This is a genomic window from Streptomyces sp. NPDC033177 (genome assembly GCF_055577715.1).
Genome location: NZ_JBVIPS010000001.1, coordinates 366,075 through 386,389 on the forward strand (window position 1 = coordinate 366,075; position 20,315 = coordinate 386,389).

Sequence of the window (20,315 nt, forward strand, 5' to 3'; positions counted from 1 at the left end):
AGGCCCGGAACCATGACCCGTGATCACCGGAACCACCCCCAGCCGTCCCGGCGCACCGTCCTCGGCGGCGCCACCCTCGCCGCCCTCACGGCGGCGACCGGCGCCGGAACGGCCGCTGCGACCACCACGCCGCGGGGCGCCGCATGGCCGACCGAGTTCCCCCTCCCCGACGGCTTCCTGCCCGAGGGGATCACCATCGGCAGAAAGCAGCCGTACGCCTACATGGGCTCGCGCGCCAACGGCGCCGTGTACCGCACCGACCTGCGCACCGGCCGGGGCGAGGTCTTCTACGCGGGGGCGGCCGGCACGGTCGCGGTCGGCCTGAAGGCGGACGACGACGGCCTCCTCTACATCGCCGGGAACACCGGGGTCGCCCGGGTCATCGACACCCGCACCCGCAAGCTCGTGCACACCTATCAGCTGACGGAAGCCGCCGGTCACTTCATCAACGACGTCACGCTGCTCGGCGACCGCGCCTGGTTCACCGACTCGCGCGACGGCGTGCTGTACGGGGTGCCGCGCGGCCGCAAGGGCAGGGTTCGCGCGCTGCCGCTCGGCGGCGACTGGGTGCAGACACCGGACGCGATCAACGCGAACGGCATCGTCGGCACACCGGACGGCCGCGGCCTGATCGTCGTCAGCAGCTCGCCGGGAAAGCTCTACCGCGTACGCCTCAAGACGGGGTACGCCACCGAGATCACGCTGGTCGGCGCGGACAACGTGGTCAACGGCGACGGCCTCCTCCGCCTCGGCCGCACCCTTTACGTCGTACAGAACCGGCTGAACCTGATCAGCGTCTTCCGCCTCGACGCCGCGGCGGGCACCGCCACCCTGCGCCGCACGATCACCGACCCCCGCTTCGACGTCCCCACCACCGCGGCCCGCTGGGGCGAGCGCCTCTATCTGGTCAACGCCCGCTTCACCAGCCCGCAGGAGCCCGGGACGACGTTCAACGCCGTCGCCGTTTCCCTCTGAATCCCCCCTGAAGCACGGGCAGGCGGCACCCATTGCAAGATCAAAGGAGGCATCGGGTTAGCATATGAGCGCCGCCTAGCTCGAAAGATACTCCTGTGACTGTCAATGACGACTCGTTCACCAATTGGAAGCACCGCGAGGAGATCGCGGAGTCGATGATCCCGATCATCGGGAAGCTGCACCGCGAGCGGGACGTGACCGTCCTGCTCCACAGCCGCTCCTTGGTGAACAAGTCGGTGGTCAGCCTCCTCAAGACCCACCGATTCGCGCGACAGATAGCCGGTGCGGAGCTCTCCGTCACCGAGACGCTGCCGTTCCTGCAGGCTCTCACCACGCTCGATCTCGGTCCTTCGCAGATCGATGTCGGACTGCTCGCCGAGGCGTACAGGACCGACGACCGCGGCATGTCGGTGGCGGAGTTCACCGCCGAGGCCGTCGCCGGTGCCACGGGCGCCAACAAGATCGAGAGCCGCGAGGGACGCGACGTCGTCCTGTACGGCTTCGGCCGCATCGGCCGCCTCGTCGCCCGCCTGCTCATCGAGAAGGCCGGCTCCGGCAACGGCCTGCGCCTGCGCGCCGTCGTCGTCCGCAAGGGCGGTGAACAGGACATCGTCAAGCGCGCCTCGCTGCTGCGCCGCGACTCCATCCACGGCCAGTTCCAGGGCACGATCACCGTCGACGAGGCGAAGAGCACGATCATCGCCAACGGCAACGAGATCAAGGTGATCTACGCCAACGACCCCTCCGAGGTCGACTACACGGCGTACGGCATCAAGGACGCCATCCTCATCGACAACACCGGCAAGTGGCGCGACCGCGAGGGGCTCTCCCAGCACCTGCGCCCCGGTATCGACAAGGTCGTCCTGACCGCGCCGGGCAAGGGCGATGTCCCGAACATCGTGCACGGCGTCAACCACGACACGATCAAGCCGGACGAGCAGATCCTGTCCTGCGCCTCCTGCACCACCAACGCGATCGTCCCGCCGCTCAAGGCGATGGCCGACGAGTACGGCGTGCTGCGCGGCCACGTGGAGACCGTCCACTCGTTCACCAACGACCAGAACCTCCTGGACAACTTCCACAAGGCCGACCGCCGCGGCCGCTCCGCGCCGCTGAACATGGTCATCACCGAGACCGGCGCCGCCTCCGCCGTCGCCAAGGCGCTGCCCGACCTCAAGGCGCCCATCACCGGCAGCTCGATCCGCGTCCCCGTCCCGGACGTCTCGATCGCCATCCTGAGCCTGCGCCTGGGCCGCGAGACCACCCGCGAAGAGGTCCTCGAGCACCTCCGCGACGTCTCGCTGCACTCGCCGCTGAAGCGCCAGATCGACTTCACGACCGCTCCCGACGCCGTCTCCATGGACTTCGTCGGTTCGCGGCACGCCTCGATCGTCGACGCGGGCGCCACCAAGGTCGACGGCGACAACGCGATCCTCTACCTCTGGTACGACAACGAGTTCGGCTACTCGTGCCAGGTCATCCGCGTCGTCCAGCACGTCTCCGGCGTGGAGTACCCGACGTACCCGGTGCCGGTGGTCTGATCCCGGCGGTACGACCCGGCGGGGGGGGCGGCAAGGGATTCCCTTGCCGCCCCACCGCTGTCTCGCGCTCACCCCCCGAGCAGTCTGCGTGCCCCCAGGGCGAGCGAGAGCTCCACGAGGTCGCCGACCCGGGTGAGGCTGCGGCCGGTCAACTGCTCGACGCGGCGCAGCCGGTTGAGGACGGTGTTGCGGTGGCAGTAGAGGCGGGTGCCCGCACGTTGCGCGGAGCCGTCGGCCTCCAGCCAGACGACGAGCGTGTCGAGGAGGAGGTCCCGGTCGGCGGGGTCGAGGGAGCGCAGCGGACCGAGGACCCGCTCGGCGAGCGCCTCCGCGAGCTCGGGCGATGAGACGACCAGCGCGTCCGGCAGGCGCTCGTCGAGGAGCACGGTGCCGCCGCTGCGGGGGCAGGCCCGCAACGCCGTGTCGGCGAGGCGGCGCGCGTGCGGGACGGCGGCAAGGCCCTCCACGGGTGAACCGATGCCGGCGCGGGCCCCGGGCGGCAGGGCGAGACCGGCGCCGAGCGCGGACAGTTCGGCCGCCGGGTCGCCCTCGGCGTCACCGAGCAGGACCAGGGCGTACTGGGCGTCGGGACCGGAGTGGCGCAGCGTCCGCGTCTCCGGCGGCAGGGTGAGGCGGCTGTCCTCCCCGGCCACGGCGATCACGGCGTACCACCCGTCCTCGGGCAGCCCCAGGATGTCGGCGGCGGTGGGCAGGTCGGTGAGACGGGCGCTGCCGTCCAGGAGGCTCGCGGTCAGCAGCCGCAGGCGGTTCTCGTGCCGCCAGGCCATGCGGCGTTCGGTGCGGCGGTAGGCGTCGGCGACCACACCGCAGTGTTCGTCGACGAAGTTCCAGACGTCGGTGGCGACATGGATGAGCAGCCCCATGTCCTCGGGGTTGCCGCGCGAGACCTCCTCGACCAGGCCCTGCCACACCATCGCGCCGCCGAGCCGGAAGGCGTGCAGGAGCGCGTCGAGCGGCAGGCCCCGTTCGGCGCGTACCCCGGCGATCTGGAGGGATGTGCGGTGGGCGGCCTCCCTGGTCTCCCCAGGCTGGAGGAGCGAGGTGATGCTGTACCGCAGCGAGCGGTGCACCTCCTTCCACACCTCGGTGGGGCGGGCCTCGATGTCCGCGCGGTAGGCGGGTTCCTGTTCGCGCAGCTCCGCCACGAGCCGGTCGGTCATCGTGGGCAGATCCCTCAGCAGGGCGCGGGCCGCACGGTGCAGTACGGCGACGGCCTCGGCGTCGAGCAGGGAGCGGGCGCCCGGTGCGAGCGGGGTGATGGCGGGCACTTCGTGCAGGGGCCCGACCCGTGACCGCAGGACGTGTGGCATGAGGCCTCCACGGGAAGTGTGCACACTGCCGGATCTGGTTGACGCCCGAAGAATGGCATACCGCCCAGTCGGTACCTAGAGGTTCGCGGCAATCTCCTCATCACGGTCCGGCAACCCTCCGTCGCCGGCGAGGAGCCGGGACAGCTCGACGCGGGAGCGCACGCCCAGCGCGGAGAACACATTGCGCAGGTGGTGGTCGACGGTGCGGTGGCTCACCGACAGGCGCACCGCCACCTCACGGTTGGTGGCGCCCTCCGCCACATGACGGGCGATGCGCTGCTGCTGCGGGGTCAGCGCCGCCAGCGGCCCCGGCCCCGGCTCCCCGGCCACCGCCTCGCCCGCGGCGCGGAGTTCACCGCGGCTGCGGTCCGCCCAGGCGCGCGCCCCGCACCGCTCGAAGCCGACCAGCGCGTCCCGCAACGGGCCGCGCGCCTCGCGGGTACGGCGCCTGCGGCGCAGCCACTGGCCGAACAGCAGCTGCGTGCGGGCGCGTTCGAACTCGCCGAGTGTGCGGTCGTGGTGCGCGAGCGCGCTCTCGTACGCCGCGGCCGTCTGCTGCGGCGGGGCCAGCAGGGCCCGGCAGCGAGCGAGTTGAGCCGGGGCGAGCCGGTCGGCGGTGGCCTCGGTCCAGCGGGTGAACTCGGCGGTGGCGCTGCGGGCCTCTGCCGTGCGCCCTGCCTGGACGGCCGCTTCCACGAAGCAGGGGACGGCCAGCATCCGTACGGCGAAGTGCCCGCGCCGCGGGCCCGGGGCGACCAGGGGTGCGAGGCGGGCGGCCGCGTCCCCCGGTCGCCCCGCCGCGAGGTCCGCGCGTGCGACCGCCCAGACGGCGAGGGTGGCGGCCTGGTTGAGACCGTGCGGGCCCGCGCCCGCCGCCGTGGCCTGCGCGTGCCCGGCGCAGGCCTCCGCGTCGCCCTCCACGGACGCGGCGAGCGCGAGGACGGCGTGCAGACAGGCCGCGACGTTGGGCTGCCCGGAGCGGTGCGCGGCCCTGAGCCCTTCCAGGGCGTGCGCCCGGGCCGTGGTGTGACGGCCCGCGCGCAGCTCTCCGTAGGCCAGGTGTTCCAGGGCGCGCGGCAGCAGGACCTCGGGGCCGTAGGCACGTACGGCGGCCAGCGCTCGGGCGCCGGCCCCGCAGGCGGTCTCGACCTCGCCGACGACCAGGGCCGCGGCCCCGGCGCGCAGCAGCCCGACCGGCTCGTCCGTCCCGGGTAATTCGTCCAGGCAGCGGCGCAGCAGTGCGTGGCCTTCGGCGATGTGGCCCGAGAGGACCGCGCACATCCCGGCGCGGTAGGCCTCCAGCAAGGGGTCGTCGGCGCACACGGGGACGCGCGCCATCGCCTCCTTGTAGGCGGCGGCGTCGCCCATCGCCCAGGCCGCCTCCGCCGCGCCGATCAGCGCGTGGCGGGCCGGTTCGGGCGGGAGCAGCACGGCCGCGGTGAGCAGGGCCTCCCTGGCGTCGGCGGCAGGACCGTCGGCGAGGGCAAGGAGTCCGCGCACCTGGTGGACGCCGCCGTGGGCGGGGGCACCGGCGGTGCGGGCGAGGAGGGCGCGGGCCCGCACCGGGTCACCTGCCTGCCGCGCCGCTTCCGCCGCTTCGGCGAGCCGGTCGGTGCGCAGCGCCATGTCGGCGGTGAGCGCCGCGGCCCGGGACAGGGCGGCGGACCGCTCGGCCTGCGGGCGTGGCGCGCTCGCCGCGGCGGCGAGGGCTGCGGCGAGCCGAGCGTCGTGGTCCTCCGCGGCGCAGGCGAGTTGCACCAGGCAGCAGAGGCGGTCGCGGCAGGCCGTGGCGAGGCTGGCGTGGGCGGCTCTGCGCCGGGCAAGTGGGGCGCGGTGCAGCACGGCCCGGCGCAGGAGGGGATGGGTGAAGTGGATGCGCCCGCCCGCTCCGACGACCGCACCGGCGGCCTCGGCGGGCGCCAGTCCCGCGGGGTCGCCGCCGGCCCTCAGCAGCAGGGCGAGGTCCGAGCCCGCGCCCTCGGGTTCGTGTTCCCCGGCCGCCGCGGCGAGCAGCAGCAGGGCGCGGGTGTCGCCGGGCAGCCCGTCGAGGCGGGCGGCGTAGTCGTGGAGTACGTCCTCCCCGCCGGGCAGCGGATCGGGCAGCGGGGTGCGGCCGGCCAGCTGGTCGGGGGTGAGGGCCGCGGCGAACGCGGAGAGCAGGCGCGGATTGCCCGCCGCCTCGCGGATCAGCCACGCTCCGACGACCGGGTCGGCCGAACCACGGGTCAGGCGGTCGAACAGGGCGGTGGCCCCACTTTCGTCGAGCGGGCCCAGTCGCAATGCCGTGAGCCCGTACAACTCCCTCGCCATGGCGGGGTGTTCGGCCACCGTGAGCAGCACGGCCACGGGTCTCTCGGCGGGCAGCCGCCGCAGGTCGGACAGGAGGGCGGCCCTGGCCGCCGGGTGCCAGGTGTGCGCGTCGTCGACGCACACAAGGAGCGGGCCCTCCTGCGGCAGCGGCAGCGCCGACCGGGCGGTGAGCTGAACCGACGGGACCGGGGCGCAGACCGCCAGCGCGTGCTCAACGAGCGCGGTGCGACCGAGGCCGGGCTGCGCGGTCAGGGCGAGTACGCCGCCCCGGCCGGCGCGCAGATGCCCCACCAGGGATTCCACCGCGGCGACTTCCGCACGGCGGCCGTGCAGTTCGGGGGCCCTGAGTACGCCGGGTTCGGTCGTCGAAAGGGTCACGCCGGCACGTTACTTCCGCGTAACACGGCCCGGAAGCCCTGCGTCCGGCGTACTGGGCACGCCACCAGCGGCAGCCGCCCGCGGGTGTGCGCGAGCACAATCCAGGTTCCTCGGCACGACACGCGTCGTCCGCCGCCGGCTGAGCGGCGACGGACGACGGGCCCCCATGACGGGTCGTCAGGATCAGGAGCTGTGCGGGCAGTTACCCCGGTACTCCTCGATCGTCGGGCTCGGGCTCGGCAGCGGACAGAGGAACTGCTCGTAGCGGGTGTCGTTGTCGATGAACCGCTTCAGCCAGGAGAGGCTGTACTTCGCGATCGTCGTGTTGGACGAGTTCGGGGTGAAGTGGGTGGCGCCGTTGAGCTCCAGGTACGCCTTGTCCAGGGTGCTGGGCAGCGACTGGTAGAACGGCTCGGAGTGGGAGGACACGGGGGCGACGGTGTCACCGTCGGCGCCCACGACGAGGGTGGGCGTGCGCAGCTCGGGCCAGGTCTTGTCGGTGTTCCAGCCGGTCAGCGGGATCGCCGCCTTCAGCGAGGTACGGCTCTTGGCGGCCTCCAGGGAGCCGCCACCGCCCATCGAGTGTCCCATCACGCCGAGCCGTGACGCGTCGACGCGCCCCCGCACCGAGCTGCTCGTCGTCAAGTAGTCGAGTGCGGACAGGAGTTGGCGGCCCCGGCTGTCGGGCTGGTCGAGCGTCGTGTTGGTGTCGATGGTGAAGACCACGAAGCCCTGTGAGGCGAGCCGCGGCCCGAGCCAGGCGATGCTCGACTGGGACGCGGTGAAGCCCGGGGAGATGACGACCGCGCCGAAGGTGCCGTCGGCGGTGGACGTCGGGTAGTAGATGGTGCCGCCGCCGAAGCCGGACACACTCAGCGACGAGACGCTGGTCTGCGACACGGCGTACGAGCCGCGCGAGGCCTCGATGCTGGAGACGGTGGGGGCGGGGCCCCGCTCGTACGGGTTGTCGGCGGCTGCCTGGGCGCCGGGCGCGAGGCCGGTGCCGAGGAGTCCCGCGGTGGCGACCGCGGCGGCCAGACAGGCCCGCACCACAGGGCGGGAGAAGACGTGCAGGCGCACGGAGGGGTCCTCTCGGTCGTGGCGGAGCCACTCGGGAGAGGGAGGTACGCCCCGGTGGAGACCGCCGTGTTCGTTGCGGTCCCCACCGTGGCGGTGCGATCAGGGTGTCGACATCGGCGAAATCACCGGTGTCGTACGGCTGTTGTCTTCCCGGAGAGGTCAGCCACGCAGGGGGCCCTCGCAGGTGTATGCGGACGTTCCGGCGCGGCCGTCGGTCCAGATGTCCACCTCGCCGAAGGCGCAGTTCATGTCTTTGAGGTTGTTGTCGCCGCCCGCGGCGCGGTCGAGGATGTAGGTGTCGACGGTCTCGGACATGTCCTTGAAGACGAGGTCGGGGTCGGCCGCTTCGCGGAGGTTGGCGGTGATCCGGCCGGTGCACACGAACCGCGGGCGGGCCGGTGCCTTGGTGGAGCGGCAGTCGGGTGTGATGCCGGTCGTCGCGATGAACGAGGAGCGGACCTGGCCGGCCGTGCTGTCACGCAGCCGGTCGACGGGGACGTAGGTGGTGTCGGGGACGAACAGGTCGTCGACGTGCGCGATCTGCTTGTCGAGGAAGGAGTCGTAGGCGCTCTGCAGCCCCGTGTCACGGCCCAGGCGGTCGCGCCAGGCGTCGAACGCACTCGGGTTGTCGGCGCGCAGGTGGCGGTACATCTCCTTGATCAGCGCGGGGCGCTCGGTCCACAGGAACTCGAAGAACGTGCCCGCGTAGTCGTAGAAGCGGAAGCCGTCCCCGTCATAGGTGGCGTGCAGCAGTTGGTCCACGGTCATGCGTGGCCCGCCGCCCGCGGTGTCGTCGATGATGCCCTGGATCAGGGACTTGCGGACCTTGATGCCGTCGTCGCGGGTGGCGCCGTCGAAGAACTCCGCCGTGCCCTCGTCCATCGCGGTCGTCCGGTCGCCCTCGTACCACGGGCCCTCGCCGAAGAAGCCGGGCACGGCCCAGCGGCCGTTGAGGTAGTGGGTGTACTCGTGGCGGAACAGCTCCTCGAGGGTCAGCGAGGAGTCCTGGGGGACGCGCCGCTGATAGGTGTAGAAGGTCGAGCCTCGCTCGATGTAGACGCCGCCGTTGTCGGTGCCCATGCCCGTCAGGAGCGGGTGGTAGTTCTCGTAGTCGGCGCGGGAGGCGTAGAGGACTGTGTTCAGGGTGGTGTTGGGGTCGCCTCTGAGCGGCTCCTGGGTGCCGACGACGCGGTGGAACTGGGCCTTGACCTGCTTGCTCGCGTAGTAGAGCTGGTCGACGGTGGCCCGGTCGAGGGCGGTGCGGACCTTCATCCCACCCGCGTCGTACGCGTAGGTCTGGGGGAAGAGGCGGCGCTCGATGTCGTTTCTGCACACCTTGTACGGCTCGCAGGCCTCGAACGCGATCAGCCAGGTGACGACCTTCGCCCAAGGGGCACTGCCGTCACCGAAGTTGCGGGCGGTGGTGTCCAGGAGCGGGCCGAGCCCGGCGATGGTCTCGGTGCGCAGGGCGTCGATCTGGCCGAACCTGCCGTACTCGCTCACCGCGTCGCGCACCACCCAGGCGTTGGGCCTGCCCTTGAGATGGGTGTGCCCGGCGAACGCCTTGAAGGCGGCGCGGTAGGAGGGGTCGGCGGCCACCGCGGCACGGAAGGCGGTGTCCTGGTTGCCGGGGTAGACGCCGAGGTAGTTCACGGTGAGCGCGGAGAGGGTGGCGCCGGCCCAGGCGGTGTCCTGCGCGGTGTCGGGGTGGGCAGCGTCCATCGTCGCCAGGACCCGCTTCACGAGCGGGAGTTGATGCTGCCGCAGCCCCGCGGCACTGGCCGCCGTCAGCGCCTCGCGGAGCGTCTCGGCGTTGGAGCGGGTCACGTCGAAGGCGTGGGCGGCCGTCCCGAAGGCGTCCACGGCGCGTCGCATGGCGGCCAGGGTCGCCGGGTCGGTGATGTCGACCTCGTCGTGTGAGAAGCCGTGGTAGGAGATGGCATGCAGGTAGGTGAACATCTCAAGCAGGTGGCTGCCGTTGGTGCCGTCGTGGGACGCGGCGAGCTGAGTGGCGCGCTGGGACACGGCCTGGATGTGTGCGCCCGACATGACCGGTGCGAGGCGCCGGTCCCAGGTCCAGATGAGTCCGCGCAGACAACCGTCGGCGGTGACGGCGGGATCGGCGAGGAACTCGACGAACCGGGCGGGTGTCAGGCCGGTGACCCCGTCGAGGGTGCACGGCACGGACGTCTTGCCGACGGTCGCGCGGGGCACAGAGGCCCTGGCTTTCGGCTTGTCCGTACGCGGGCCGGGGACGCGTCCGTCGGTGAGCCCGCCGGGCGCGGGGAGCTGCCAAGTGGCGGACTTCGGGGCCTTGGCGCGGCGGTCGACGTGGTCCCGGGGGCTCGGCTTCTCAGGCGCGGGGGCGGCGGTCGCGCGAGCTACCGCCCTCGGGGCGGGCTCGGGGGCTCCGGCATGGGCTGCCGGTGCGGCCGTGGCGCATAAGGCCACGGATATCGCCGCGGCAACCACGGATCTGCGCAGGGTACGGGGCTGGTGCACGACAGGCTCCTGATGTGTGGGAGGTGAGGCAAGCGGTGCGTGCGAACGACGCGAAGCCACGCGGACCCCAACAGCCATGCAGTCACGGCTACTTGAAGTGCGCGGCGCGCGCCATGTGATGCGTAACGTAGTAATGTGAAATGGCACTGACAACCCCTCAGACGCGGGCAGCTCCTGTGCCGCAACTCCCTTGCCCGGCCCGCGCGTTCAAGGGGCACACGTGCCGGGACGGCGTGCACCGGACGCCGGGGCGAGAGGCAGGTGACCTTGTACGCTGGTGAACCACTCGGGGCGGGCGCGTGGGCCACGACCTGCGGGGTCACGAAGGGATCACCACCATGGGTCACCTCACACAGCGCACCCTCGTCACTCCCCGGGAGCGGCTGCGCGATCAGGTCGCCCACCATCTGCGGGCCGCGCTGATATCCGGTGAACTTCGGCCCGGCCAGGTCTACTCGGCGCCCGTGCTCGCCGAGGACTTCGGGATCTCCGCGACGCCGGTACGCGAGGCGATGCTCGACCTTGCCAGCGAAGGTCTGGTGGAACCGGTCCGCAACAAGGGCTTCCGCGTCACCGAGGTCAACGAGCGGGACCTCGACCAGTACACCGAGATCCGCACCCTCATCGAGGTCCCGATGATCGGCCGCATCACCCGGTCCGCGTCACGCGCGGACCTGGAGGAGCTGCGCCCCGTGGCCGACGAGATCGTGCGCGCCGCCCGCGACCACGACCTCATCGGCTACCTGGAGGCCGACCGGCGGTTCCACCTCTCCCTGCTCGCGCTCGGCGGCAACGACCGGCTCGTCGAGACCGTCGGCGATTTGCGCAAGCGCTCCCGGCTCTACGGCCTCACGGCGCTGGACGAGCGCGGCCGCCTGATCCCCTCCGCGCAGGAGCACATCGAGCTCCTGGACCTGATGGTGGCCGGGGACGCCGAAGGGGCGGAACAGTGCATGGCCCGGCATCTCGGGCATGTCCGCTCACTCTGGGCGCACGACACCAAGGCATAGAGCCTGCTCACACAGTGGGATCTACTCGCTGGTTCATTCGATCCTTCAACACATCACGTGATTCATTGACGCGAACCGTTCACCTCTTTATGGTCGCCTGACGTTCCCCGGCGACCCCGCAACGGAGCACAATGAGGTCCCTCCCCCGCACGGCCCGGTTCATCGCACCCCTCCTCGTGGGTGTACTCGCCGCGGCTGTTCCCCCCACCGCGGCGGCCGACATCGCGTCCCAGAGAACCGGCGAGCCGACGACGCCCGGTCCCTCGCACGACGACGGCTGGACGCTGACATCCCACCGCATCGACCCGAAGGACACGCATCACGCCTTCGTCGGCAACGGCTATCTCGGCCAGCGCGTCGCGCCCAACGGATCCGGCTACGCCGCCTCCGAAGCCAAGACCGGATGGCCGCTCTTCAGCCGCCGCTACGACGGTTCCTTCGTCTCCGGGCTCTACGCGCACAACAAGGAGACCACCGAGAACCGTGAGGTCGCAGCGGCCATCCCCACCTGGAGTCCGCTCACGGTGTCCACCGGCGGGCCCGACCCCGAGACGTTCACGTCCGCCACTCCGGCCGCCCGGATCTCGCACTACCGGCAGAGCCTCGACCTGCGCCGCGGCCTGGTGCGCACCGAGCTCACGTGGACGGCCGCCGACGGCCGCGCCACCGACCTCGTCTACGACGTCCTCGCGGACCGCGCCAACCCCCACGTCGGCGCCGTACGCCTGCGCATGACCCCGCACTGGGACGGCGAGGCGAAGGTCACCGACCGCATCGACGGACGCGGCGCCCGGCGCATGTCCGCCACCGGAAGCGGCACCCGCCACGGGGGCACCACGGCCGTGGGGTTCCGCACGGACGGCACGAAGACCGAGGGAACGGTCGCCTCGACACTCCGCGCCGGACACGGCGTGCATACAGGAGATGAAGAAACCTCCGCCCCTGCCCGCAAGTTGAGCGCACATCGGTCCGTCGGCATGCCGGTCCGCTCCGGCCGGACGTACGAGCTGACGAAGTACGTCGGCGTCGACACCGCGCTGACCTCCCGCTCCCCCGAGCGCGACGCCGTAGCGGCCTCGCAGCGCGCCGCCGGGCGTGGCTGGGACGCACTGTTCGCCGGGCACACCGCCGCCTGGCGCGAGCTGTGGAGCAGCGACATCGAGGTGCCCGGCCGGGGCGAACTCCAGTCCTGGGTGCGGTCCGCCCAGTACGGTCTGCTCTCCAGCTCCCGCACCGGCTCGGCCAACAGCATCTCCCCCACCGGCCTGAGCAGCGACAACTACGCCGGCCTCGTCTTCTGGGACGCGGAGACCTGGATGTACCCGGCGCTGCTTGCCGCCCACCCCGACCTCGCCAAGTCCGTGGTGGAGTACCGCTACCGTGCCCGGACCGCCGCCCGCGCCAACGCGAAGAAGCTCGGCCACCCCGGCCTCTTCTACCCCTGGACCAGCGCGAGCAAGGGCGACCTCAAGGCCGAGTGCCACAGCGTGGACCCGCCGCACTGCCGCACCCAGAACCACCTGCAGAGCGATGTCGCCCTGGCGGCCTGGCAGTACTACCTCGCGACCAAGGACACCCACTGGCTGCGCACCCGCGGCTGGCCCGTGATCAAGGGCATCGCCGAGTTCTGGGCCGACCGCGCCACGCGCAACGCCGACGGCAGCTACTCCATCAAGGACGTCGCGGGCCCGGACGAGTACAGCAACGGAGTCGATGACGGCGTCTTCACCAACGCCGGCGCCGCGACCACCCTGCGCACCGCCGCCCGCGCGGCGAAGCTGCTCGGCAAGGCCGCCCCGGCGGGCTGGAACACCGTCGCCGACAAGCTACGCATCCCCTATGACAAGAAGAAGCAGGTCTTCCAGCAGTACGACGGCTACAAGGGTTCGGTGATCAAGCAGGCGGACACCGTGCTCCTGATGTACCCGCTGGAGTGGCCGATGTCGAAACAGGCCGCCACGAACACCCTCGACTACTACGCGGCCCGCACCGACCCCGACGGTCCTGCCATGACCGACTCGGTGCACGCCATCGACGCCGCCGCCATCGGCGAGCCCGGCTGCTCCGCGTACACCTACCTGACGCGCTCCATCCGTCCCTTCGTGCGGGGCCCGTTCGACCTGTTCTCGGAGGCGCGCGGCGAGAAGGCGGGGGCCTCGGACCCGCTGTCGGGCTCCCCCGCGCAGAACTTCACGACCGGCCAGGGCGGTTTCCTCCAGGTCTTCACCAACGGCCTGACCGGACAGCGGATGCGCGAGAACAGCGTGCACCTCGACCCGATGCTGCCGCCGCAGCTGTCGCAGGGCGTGAAACTGAACGGCCTGCACTGGCAGGGCCGTACGTACGACATCGCCATCGGCGCCCACGACACCACTGTGCGCCTCACCCACGGCGAGCCCTTCGAGATCGAGACGCCGCAGGGCAAGCAGATCGTCAGCCAGGGCGCGCCCGCGCACCTCAAGACGCGCCGCCCGGACCTGGAGCCGACCGACAACCTCGCCAGGTGCCGCGACGCGAAGGCGAGTTCGGAACAACCGGGCCAGTACGCGGACGCCGCGCTCGACGGCAGCACCGCCACCGCCTGGGTCCCCGAGACCACCCGTGCCACCCTCACCGCGGACCTCGGAAAGTCCGCCCGGTTCTCGAAGATCACCCCGCGCTGGACCGACGTGAAGCCGGTGAAGAAGACGGTGCGGACCTCGCTCGACGGGCGGCACTGGAAGACCGCCGACCCTGACGGGGACACGGCCCGCTACGTCCGCGTGACGTTCACGTCCAAGGACGCGAAGAAGCCGGCGGGAATCCGGGAGTTGACCGTCAACCGATAGACGACGGCGGAAGGACGGCGGCGACGGTGGGGCACGAATATCGAGTGCCCCACCGTCGCTCCCGTTGCTAGCCTCCCGGGCGTGGCAGACGAGGCGTACGAGAACCCGAGACTGGCTGCGCTCTACGATCCGCTTGACGCGGACCGCGGCGACCTGGACGTATACGCCGACATCGCAACAGAACTGAAAGCACGTCGGGTCCTGGACGTGGGGTGCGGCACGGGTACGTTCGCGCTGCTCCTCGCCGACCGCGGGCTGCGGGTGACCGGCGTCGACCCGGCCGCGGCCTCCCTCGACGTGGCGCGCTCCAAGCCCGGCAGCGAGCGCGTGTGCTGGATCCACGGCGACGCGAAGGCGCTCCCCCAGATGCGGGTGGACCTCGCCACCATGACGGCGAACGTCGCGCAGGCGATCGTGGACCGGCACGTGTGGGAGGACACCCTGCGCGCCGTCCACGCCGCGTTGCGGCCGGGCGGCCACCTGGTCTTCGAGACCCGCGACCCGGCCCGGCGGGCATGGGAGGAGTGGAACCGCGCCGCGACCCTGCGCACGGTCACCGTCGACGGCATCGGTGACGTCGAGACGTGGGTGGACGTCACCGACGTCAGCCTGCCGCTGGTGAGCTTCCGCCACACCTACGTCCTCACCGCGAGTGGCGAGACCCTCACCTCCGACTCCACCCTGCGCTTCCGCGAGCGCGACGAGGTGACCGCCTCACTCACCGCGCTCGGCTATGTGGTGAACGAGATCCGCGACGCCCCGGACCGCCCCGGCAGGGAATTCGTCTTCATCGCCCGCCGCCCGGAGCCGCGCGAGCACATCAGCGCAAGGTCATCCGATACGTCAGCGGTGAGCGGCCGGTGATCAGGACGCGGACGCCGTCCGGTGTGAGGGAGCCGTTCATCCAGGTGTACCGCTCCCCCGGGTCGACCACGGGAGGCTGCTTGCCGCCCTTGCCGTTGCCGGGGCCGAAGGTGATCCGGTCGTCGCCGACCGTGTAGCTCGCCTCACCGCTGACGAGCTGATAGGTGTCGTCGGCTCCTGCGACCGGCTCAAGGCCCTCCCCCGCCAGCTTCCCGCCACGGCGGAAGCACAGTTCCAGGGCGAGCGGCACCGCTGACTCCGACACGTCGAAGGCCAGCTCCCAGCCGCCGTCGGTCTCGCGCACCAGGATCTCGGTGCGCAGGGCCCGGTACTCCTTGGGCCGGTGCGGGAAGTCCATCGCCGACCAGAAGCGGCCGTCGTCGGTGAGCGGATAGAGCCCGTCCTTGCGCCGGTGACGCCGTGGCAGCGGTTGGTGAAACGCCGCTCGGACCTCCGCATGGAGCCGCCACGCGTCGCCACGAGGCTCAAGCCCTTCGGACCGGAAGGGGCCGAGCGAGAAGAACTGCGGGGCGAGTCGCAGCGAGTCGAGGATCGCGGCGCCGTTGCGCATCTTGAAGAACGTGGGGTTGGTGGACAGGCCCGACGAGATGGCGTGCAGCTCCGGCAGATCCGTACCGCCGAAGATGCTCGCCGTCCGCTCACCGCGGCGTACGCGCACCAGACGGCAGCTGTCGTCGTGGTGCTCGAAGTCGGTTGGCAGCTTCTTCACGGCGGGCAGTTCACGCGCGAGCTCGGGGCGGTCCAGGACCTCGGCGAGACGGTCACCCAGCGGGGTCTCGCCGAAGGTCTGCCCGGCGCCGCGCTCCCGCAGCAGCGCGGCGACCGCCGCGAACGTCCCGTTGCCGTCGCGGATGGCCAACTCCCGGTACTGGAGCCAGAACTCGGGCAGATGACGCAGTGCCGCCTGGTCCTGGCGGCGCGAATGGACGGACTCCACCTCGCCGTTGGGCTCGGTGACGTAGAGCGAGGCGGTGAGGTTGTCCCGTACGTGTGCGTACAGGTCGCGCCGGTCGTGGAAGCGGGCGATGGTCAGCAGGGCCGGGTTGGTCACCACCGCCGAGTAGGTGGGACTGCGCTCGCTGTACTCGCCGCCCGGGAGCTGGTCGATGCCCTCCGCGAGCCAGGCGTCGATGCGCCGGGGGTAGGAGGGGTCGGGCCACCGCCGGTGGATGCGGGAGAGCGCCGAGCACACCAGCCAGCGGTGGTTGGCGGTGTGCACGCCGCCGTTCGCGAGGCCGGGGCCCGCCTTGCGCAGGATCCGCTCGACCGTGGCCCGCAGCTTCGCGGTGGCCCGTTCGCCGTCCTTGTCGAGCAGGGCGTGGGCGATGTTGAGGTCGACGATGGAGAAGGCGGTGTCGGGCGGTGAGTGGACGGCGCCCTGGTCCCACAGTCCGTCGTCGTGCTGCTCGGCGGCGAGGGCGTCCGCGAGTTCGCCCAGCGGGCCGATGAGCGTGCCGTCGTGGTGGTGGGCGGATCCGCCGTGCACATAGACGGAGGTGAGAGTGCGCAGGCTACGGGCCGCGGCGCGGGCCTTGCCCAGGTCGCGCAGCTCGGTGATGGTGGCGGCGTACCCGTCGAGGACGGCCTCGGCGCGCGCGTCGGCGGCCTTGGTGAGGAAGTCGACGAAGTCCGCGTCCCGGGCGGGCTGTTCAGGTGCGGCGGCAGCCGTTCCTCCCGAGGTGGCTGCGATACCCACGGCTGCGGCCGTGGCGGAGGTGGCGATGAAGGTCCTGCGGGCTATCACGCGGTCTCCTCCTGCGGCAGGCGTACGGTGCGTAGATCGATGGCGGTGAGGGCCAGGGCCAGCGGGCCCGGTACCAGGAACGCGAGCGGCAGCATCATCCAGGCGCATAGCGCGGCCGCCGCGACGGCGAGCAGGAGCAGGGCGCTGCCGCCCACGTCCCCCGCCGCATCCCCGGCGGCTTCGCGCAGCGCGGTGCGCCAGTCGGTGAGCGACGCGGGCCGGGCGCAGGCGCGCAGGCCCACGATGACGGCGCACGCCCCGATCGCCGCTGCCGTCACGGCGAAGGCGCGGGCCCCCGGAAGCCCTGCTCCGGCAAGAGCCAAGTCCGCGGCGAACAGCAGCGCTCCGGCGAGAGCGACCGCGCCCGCCGCGAGGTCACCGGCACGGAAGCGTTCGCGCAGGACCGCCACGTACCGCCGGGCCGTGACCGGTTGGCCCTCCCCGGTCCCGCGCACGATCGCGCACGCGGTGGAGAGCGCCGCCGGAGCGGTGATCAGCGGCAGGCAGGCGAGCGCCGTGACCACGCCGAGTGCGAGGACGTCCGCGAACAGGGTCATCCGCGGCCCGAAGATCTCGCCCGTCTCGCGGGCCCGCGCGCTCATCCCTTGACCCCGGAGTTGGCCATGCCCTCGACCAGGAAGCGCTGGAAGGCCAGGAAGAACAGCACGATGGGCAGGAGCGCGATCACCGACATGGCGAACATCGGACCGAACGCCGACTGGCTGGAGGCGTCCACGAACGACCGCAGTGCCAGGGTCAGGGTGAACTTCTCCGGCGAGAAGAGATAGATCAGCTGGGTGAAGAAGTCGTTCCAGGTCCAGATGAAGGTGAAGATCGCGGTGGTGATCAGCGCGGGCCTGGTGAGCGGCAGGACGACCAGGAAGAAGCTCCGGAACGGCCCGCAGCCGTCGATCCTGGCCGCTTCCTCCAGCTCACGCGGCAGGCCACGCATGAACTGCACGATGAGGAAGACGAAGAAGGCCTCGGTGGCGAGGAATTTCGGCAGGATCAGCGGCCAGTAGGTGTTCACCATGCCGAGCTGGTTGAAGATGATGTACTGCGGGATCAGGACGGCGTGGTGCGGCAGCATGATCGTCGCGATCATGAAGGCGAAGAGCGGGCCACGGAAGCGGAAACGCAGCCGGGCGAAGGCGTAGGCAGCCAGGGAGCAGCTGATGACGTTGCCCAGGACCGCGCCGCCCGCGATCAGCAGGGAGTTGGAGAGCAGCCGCCCGACGGACACGTCGTCCACGCCGTCGAGGGCGGTCGAGTAGTTCGACCACTCCAGCTTGCTCGGCAGCAGGTTCAGGCTCGCGATCACCTCGTCTGCAGGCTTGAGTGATGTGGCGAGGAGCCAGGCCAGCGGATAGAGCATCACCAGGAGCGCGGCCAGGCAGCCGGCGTGCAGGGCGACGCGGCGCCAGGGAAAGGACCTGCGGCCCGCGGTGGTGGCAGTGGTGGTGGTCATCGCTCCCCCTCGTTCGCGTAGAAGACCCAGGAGCGCGACGTGCGGAAGAGCACCGCAGTGACCACTCCGATGGCGATCAGCAGGACCCAGGCCATGGCGGAGGCATAGCCCATGTGCGAGGCGACGAAGCCGCGGTCGTAGAGGTAGAGCGTGTAGAAGAGCGTCGAGTCGGCGGGGCCGCCCTTGCCGCCGCTGACCGCGAAGGCGGGGGTGAAGACCTGGAAGGCCTGGATGGTCTGCAGGACCAGGTTGAAGAAGAGCACCGGGGACAGCATCGGCAGCGTGATGGAGACGAACTGCCGCTTACGGCTCGCCCCGTCCACCGCCGCGGCTTCGTAGAGCTCAGTGGGGATCTGCTGGAGGCCCGCCAGGAAGATCACCATGGGGGCGCCGAACTGCCAGACGGTCAGGAGCGCCACGGCGAACAGCGCCCAGCCGGGCCTGTTGACCCAGCCGCCGGTGTGGATACCGATGTCGGAGAGGAGGTTGTCGACGGTGCCGCCGTCGTTGAAGACCGCCCGCCACACCAGGGCGATCGACATGGAGGCGCCGAGCAGCGAGGGAGCGTAGAAGGCCGAACGGTAGAAGGCCTTGCCGCGCCTCATCGACTTCAGGGCGAGTGCCACGGCCAGGGCGAGCGCCAGTTGCAGCGGTACGGCGATCACGACGTACATCAGGGTCGCGCCGACCGAGCGCCAGTAGCGCGGGTCCTCGGTGAACATCTGGACGTAGTTGCGCAGGCCCACCCAGCGCGGGGCGTTGAAGAGGTCGTAGTCGGTGAAGGACAGGTACAGCGAGACGGCCATCGGCAGCAGGGTCAGGACGACCGCGCCGAGCACCCAGGGTGAGAGGAACACCCAGGCGGCGCCCTCGCGTTCACGCTTGGTGCGCCGCTCGGCCGCGGGCTCGGGGCTCTTGGTGCGAGGGGCCTTGGCGGGTGTGTCGGTGGTGGTCATGACCTCAGCTCCGCCTTCGCCTCGGTGATGAAGTCCTCAGCGGCCTCACGGGGTGACATCTGCTCGAAGGACACCTGGTCGTAGTCACGCCCGAAGGTGGTCTGCAGGGAGGTGTCACCCGAGGGCGGCGCCTTGGGGGGAGCCTTGAGGTCACCGTCGACGGACTCCTGGTAGTCGGCGACGGTCTTGTCGAAGTCCTTCAGCTCGGGGCCGATGTCCTCTCGGATCGGCTCGTTGACCGGGATACCGCGGGAGGCGCCCAGGATGTCCGCCGCCTTCTCGTCGTTGATCATGAAGTCGATGAACTCGGCGGCTTCCTGGGGGTGTTCCGTGGTGGCCGCCGCGCCCATGAACATCGAGGGCTTGAAGTACTGGCCCGGCGTGCCGTCGGCGCCCGACGGCATCGGGGCCAGCGTCAGGCCCTCGCCGATGATGGGCGTGTAGCCGCTGGCGGGCGCGTCCCAGTTGAAGTCGGAGATCGCCTTGCCACGGGCCAGCGGCTGGTTCTCCACCGTCCCGTCGAGCTGGGTGGTCTGCTGGGCGGGCGACACCGCGCCCTCGTGCCGCAGCTTGTCTGCGAAGGTCCACCAGCGGGTCAGGTCATCGGCCGTGAAGCCGAGCTTGCGGTCCTTGGTGTAGAGGGTCTTGCCCTGGCCGCGCAGCCACACCTCGAAGCAGTCCTCGCTCTGGCCGGGGTCGACGGAGCCCGGCTTACCGGTCCTCTTCGCCAACTCCCGCATGGCGTCGGCCCATTCACCCCAGGTCCAGCCCTTGCGCGGGAGGGCCACTCCGGCCGCCTTCCACTGCTTGGCGTCGTACACGACGGTCTCGGTGCCGCGTCCCTGCGGGATCGCGTACTGGGTGCCGTCCACGACCCCGGTGGCAAGGAGGCCCGCGTCGATCTCGCCGGTGCGCAGGGCCTTCTTCTGCTTGCCGAGGTCGAGCAGGATGCCGCCGGTCGCGTACTGGTCGATCTGCCGGTAGTCGAGCTGCATCACGTCGGGGGCGTCGCCGCCCGCGGCCTGGGTGGCGAGCTTCTGCTTGTACGCCTCGTAGCCGGCGAACGAGGTCTGCACCGTGATCCCGGGGTGCTCCTTCTCGAACAGCGCGACGGCTTCCTGGGTGCGGGCCGCCCGGTCGGGGTTGCCCCACCAGGTGTAGCGCAGAACGGTCCCGCCGCCGCTCGATTCGTCCGAGCCGCCACAGCCGGTGAGCAGCGCGCCGAGCGTGAGCGCCGCGACCGTTGCGCAGGACCACTTTGTCCTGTTTCCGGGCATGCCGATGACACCTCTCCTCTCTGATTTCTT

General features: G+C 71.2%; 14 protein-coding genes. 5 read left to right on the forward strand and 9 right to left on the reverse strand.

What is annotated here, in order from left to right:
- Positions 1-12 precede the first annotated feature (12 nt).
- Positions 13-975, forward strand: coding sequence for an SMP-30/gluconolactonase/LRE family protein (locus ACZ5U5_RS01810; protein WP_469014993.1), 963 nt, complete (start codon positions 13-15; stop codon positions 973-975).
- Between the two features lie 95 nt (positions 976-1,070).
- Positions 1,071-2,516 carry a glyceraldehyde-3-phosphate dehydrogenase gene (locus ACZ5U5_RS01815; RefSeq protein ID WP_469014995.1) on the forward strand — a complete coding sequence of 482 codons (1,446 nt, stop codon included), beginning with the start codon at positions 1,071-1,073 and terminating at the stop codon, positions 2,514-2,516.
- Between the two features lie 68 nt (positions 2,517-2,584).
- Here ACZ5U5_RS01815 and ACZ5U5_RS01820 read toward each other — a convergent pair whose 3' ends face one another.
- The 4 genes from ACZ5U5_RS01820 to ACZ5U5_RS01835 all read right to left on the reverse strand — a co-directional run bounded on the left by ACZ5U5_RS01820 (position 2,585) and on the right by ACZ5U5_RS01835 (position 10,117).
- A complete protein-coding gene (locus ACZ5U5_RS01820; RefSeq protein WP_469014997.1) occupies positions 2,585-3,847 on the reverse strand; it encodes a PucR family transcriptional regulator in 1,263 nt (420 codons plus the stop codon).
- Between the two features lie 75 nt (positions 3,848-3,922).
- Positions 3,923-6,535 (reverse strand): helix-turn-helix transcriptional regulator, encoded by a 2,613-nt coding sequence (locus tag ACZ5U5_RS01825; RefSeq protein ID WP_469014999.1) that lies wholly within the window; start codon positions 6,533-6,535, stop codon positions 3,923-3,925.
- A gap of 183 nt (positions 6,536-6,718) precedes the next feature.
- Positions 6,719-7,615, reverse strand: coding sequence for a bis(hydroxyethyl) terephthalate hydrolase (bdeA, locus tag ACZ5U5_RS01830; RefSeq protein WP_469015001.1), 897 nt, complete (start codon positions 7,613-7,615; stop codon positions 6,719-6,721).
- 159 nt (positions 7,616-7,774) lie between these two features.
- Positions 7,775-10,117: a collagenase gene (locus ACZ5U5_RS01835; RefSeq protein ID WP_469015003.1), complete on the reverse strand. Its 2,343-nt coding sequence runs from the start codon at positions 10,115-10,117 to the stop codon at positions 7,775-7,777.
- A 338-nt stretch (positions 10,118-10,455) separates the two neighbouring features.
- Here ACZ5U5_RS01835 and ACZ5U5_RS01840 point away from each other — a divergent pair, with 338 nt between their 5' ends.
- The 3 genes from ACZ5U5_RS01840 to ACZ5U5_RS01850 all read left to right on the forward strand — a co-directional run bounded on the left by ACZ5U5_RS01840 (position 10,456) and on the right by ACZ5U5_RS01850 (position 14,819).
- The gene (locus ACZ5U5_RS01840) at positions 10,456-11,127 is read left to right on the forward strand and encodes a GntR family transcriptional regulator (protein ID WP_469015006.1); all 672 of its coding nucleotides are present in this window, start codon (positions 10,456-10,458) and stop codon (positions 11,125-11,127) included.
- 131 nt (positions 11,128-11,258) lie between these two features.
- Positions 11,259-13,955 (forward strand): discoidin domain-containing protein, encoded by a 2,697-nt coding sequence (locus tag ACZ5U5_RS01845; protein ID WP_469015008.1) that lies wholly within the window; start codon positions 11,259-11,261, stop codon positions 13,953-13,955.
- Between the two features lie 81 nt (positions 13,956-14,036).
- The gene (locus ACZ5U5_RS01850) at positions 14,037-14,819 is read left to right on the forward strand and encodes a class I SAM-dependent methyltransferase (RefSeq protein ID WP_469015010.1); all 783 of its coding nucleotides are present in this window, start codon (positions 14,037-14,039) and stop codon (positions 14,817-14,819) included.
- On the opposite strand, the gene ACZ5U5_RS01855 is transcribed toward ACZ5U5_RS01850, so the two are convergent.
- From ACZ5U5_RS01855 to ACZ5U5_RS01875, 5 genes are read right to left on the reverse strand one after another with little or no spacing between them, the layout of a single operon-like run.
- The gene (locus ACZ5U5_RS01855; RefSeq protein WP_469015013.1) at positions 14,776-16,584 is read right to left on the reverse strand and encodes a hypothetical protein; all 1,809 of its coding nucleotides are present in this window, start codon (positions 16,582-16,584) and stop codon (positions 14,776-14,778) included. The two genes, ACZ5U5_RS01850 and ACZ5U5_RS01855, sit on opposite strands and share 44 nt — an antisense overlap.
- A complete protein-coding gene (locus ACZ5U5_RS01860) occupies positions 16,581-17,186 on the reverse strand; it encodes a hypothetical protein (RefSeq protein ID WP_469015015.1) in 606 nt (201 codons plus the stop codon). The genes ACZ5U5_RS01855 and ACZ5U5_RS01860 overlap by 4 nt, the downstream gene beginning before the upstream one ends.
- Positions 17,183-18,052 (reverse strand): carbohydrate ABC transporter permease, encoded by an 870-nt coding sequence (locus ACZ5U5_RS01865; protein ID WP_469015017.1) that lies wholly within the window; start codon positions 18,050-18,052, stop codon positions 17,183-17,185. The genes ACZ5U5_RS01860 and ACZ5U5_RS01865 overlap by 4 nt, the downstream gene beginning before the upstream one ends.
- Positions 18,049-19,008, reverse strand: coding sequence for a carbohydrate ABC transporter permease (locus tag ACZ5U5_RS01870; RefSeq protein ID WP_469015020.1), 960 nt, complete (start codon positions 19,006-19,008; stop codon positions 18,049-18,051). The genes ACZ5U5_RS01865 and ACZ5U5_RS01870 overlap by 4 nt, the downstream gene beginning before the upstream one ends.
- Positions 19,005-20,285 carry an ABC transporter substrate-binding protein gene (locus ACZ5U5_RS01875; protein ID WP_469015023.1) on the reverse strand — a complete coding sequence of 427 codons (1,281 nt, stop codon included), beginning with the start codon at positions 20,283-20,285 and terminating at the stop codon, positions 19,005-19,007. Before ACZ5U5_RS01875 ends, ACZ5U5_RS01870 begins: the two co-directional genes overlap by 4 nt.
- Positions 20,286-20,315 lie beyond the last annotated feature (30 nt).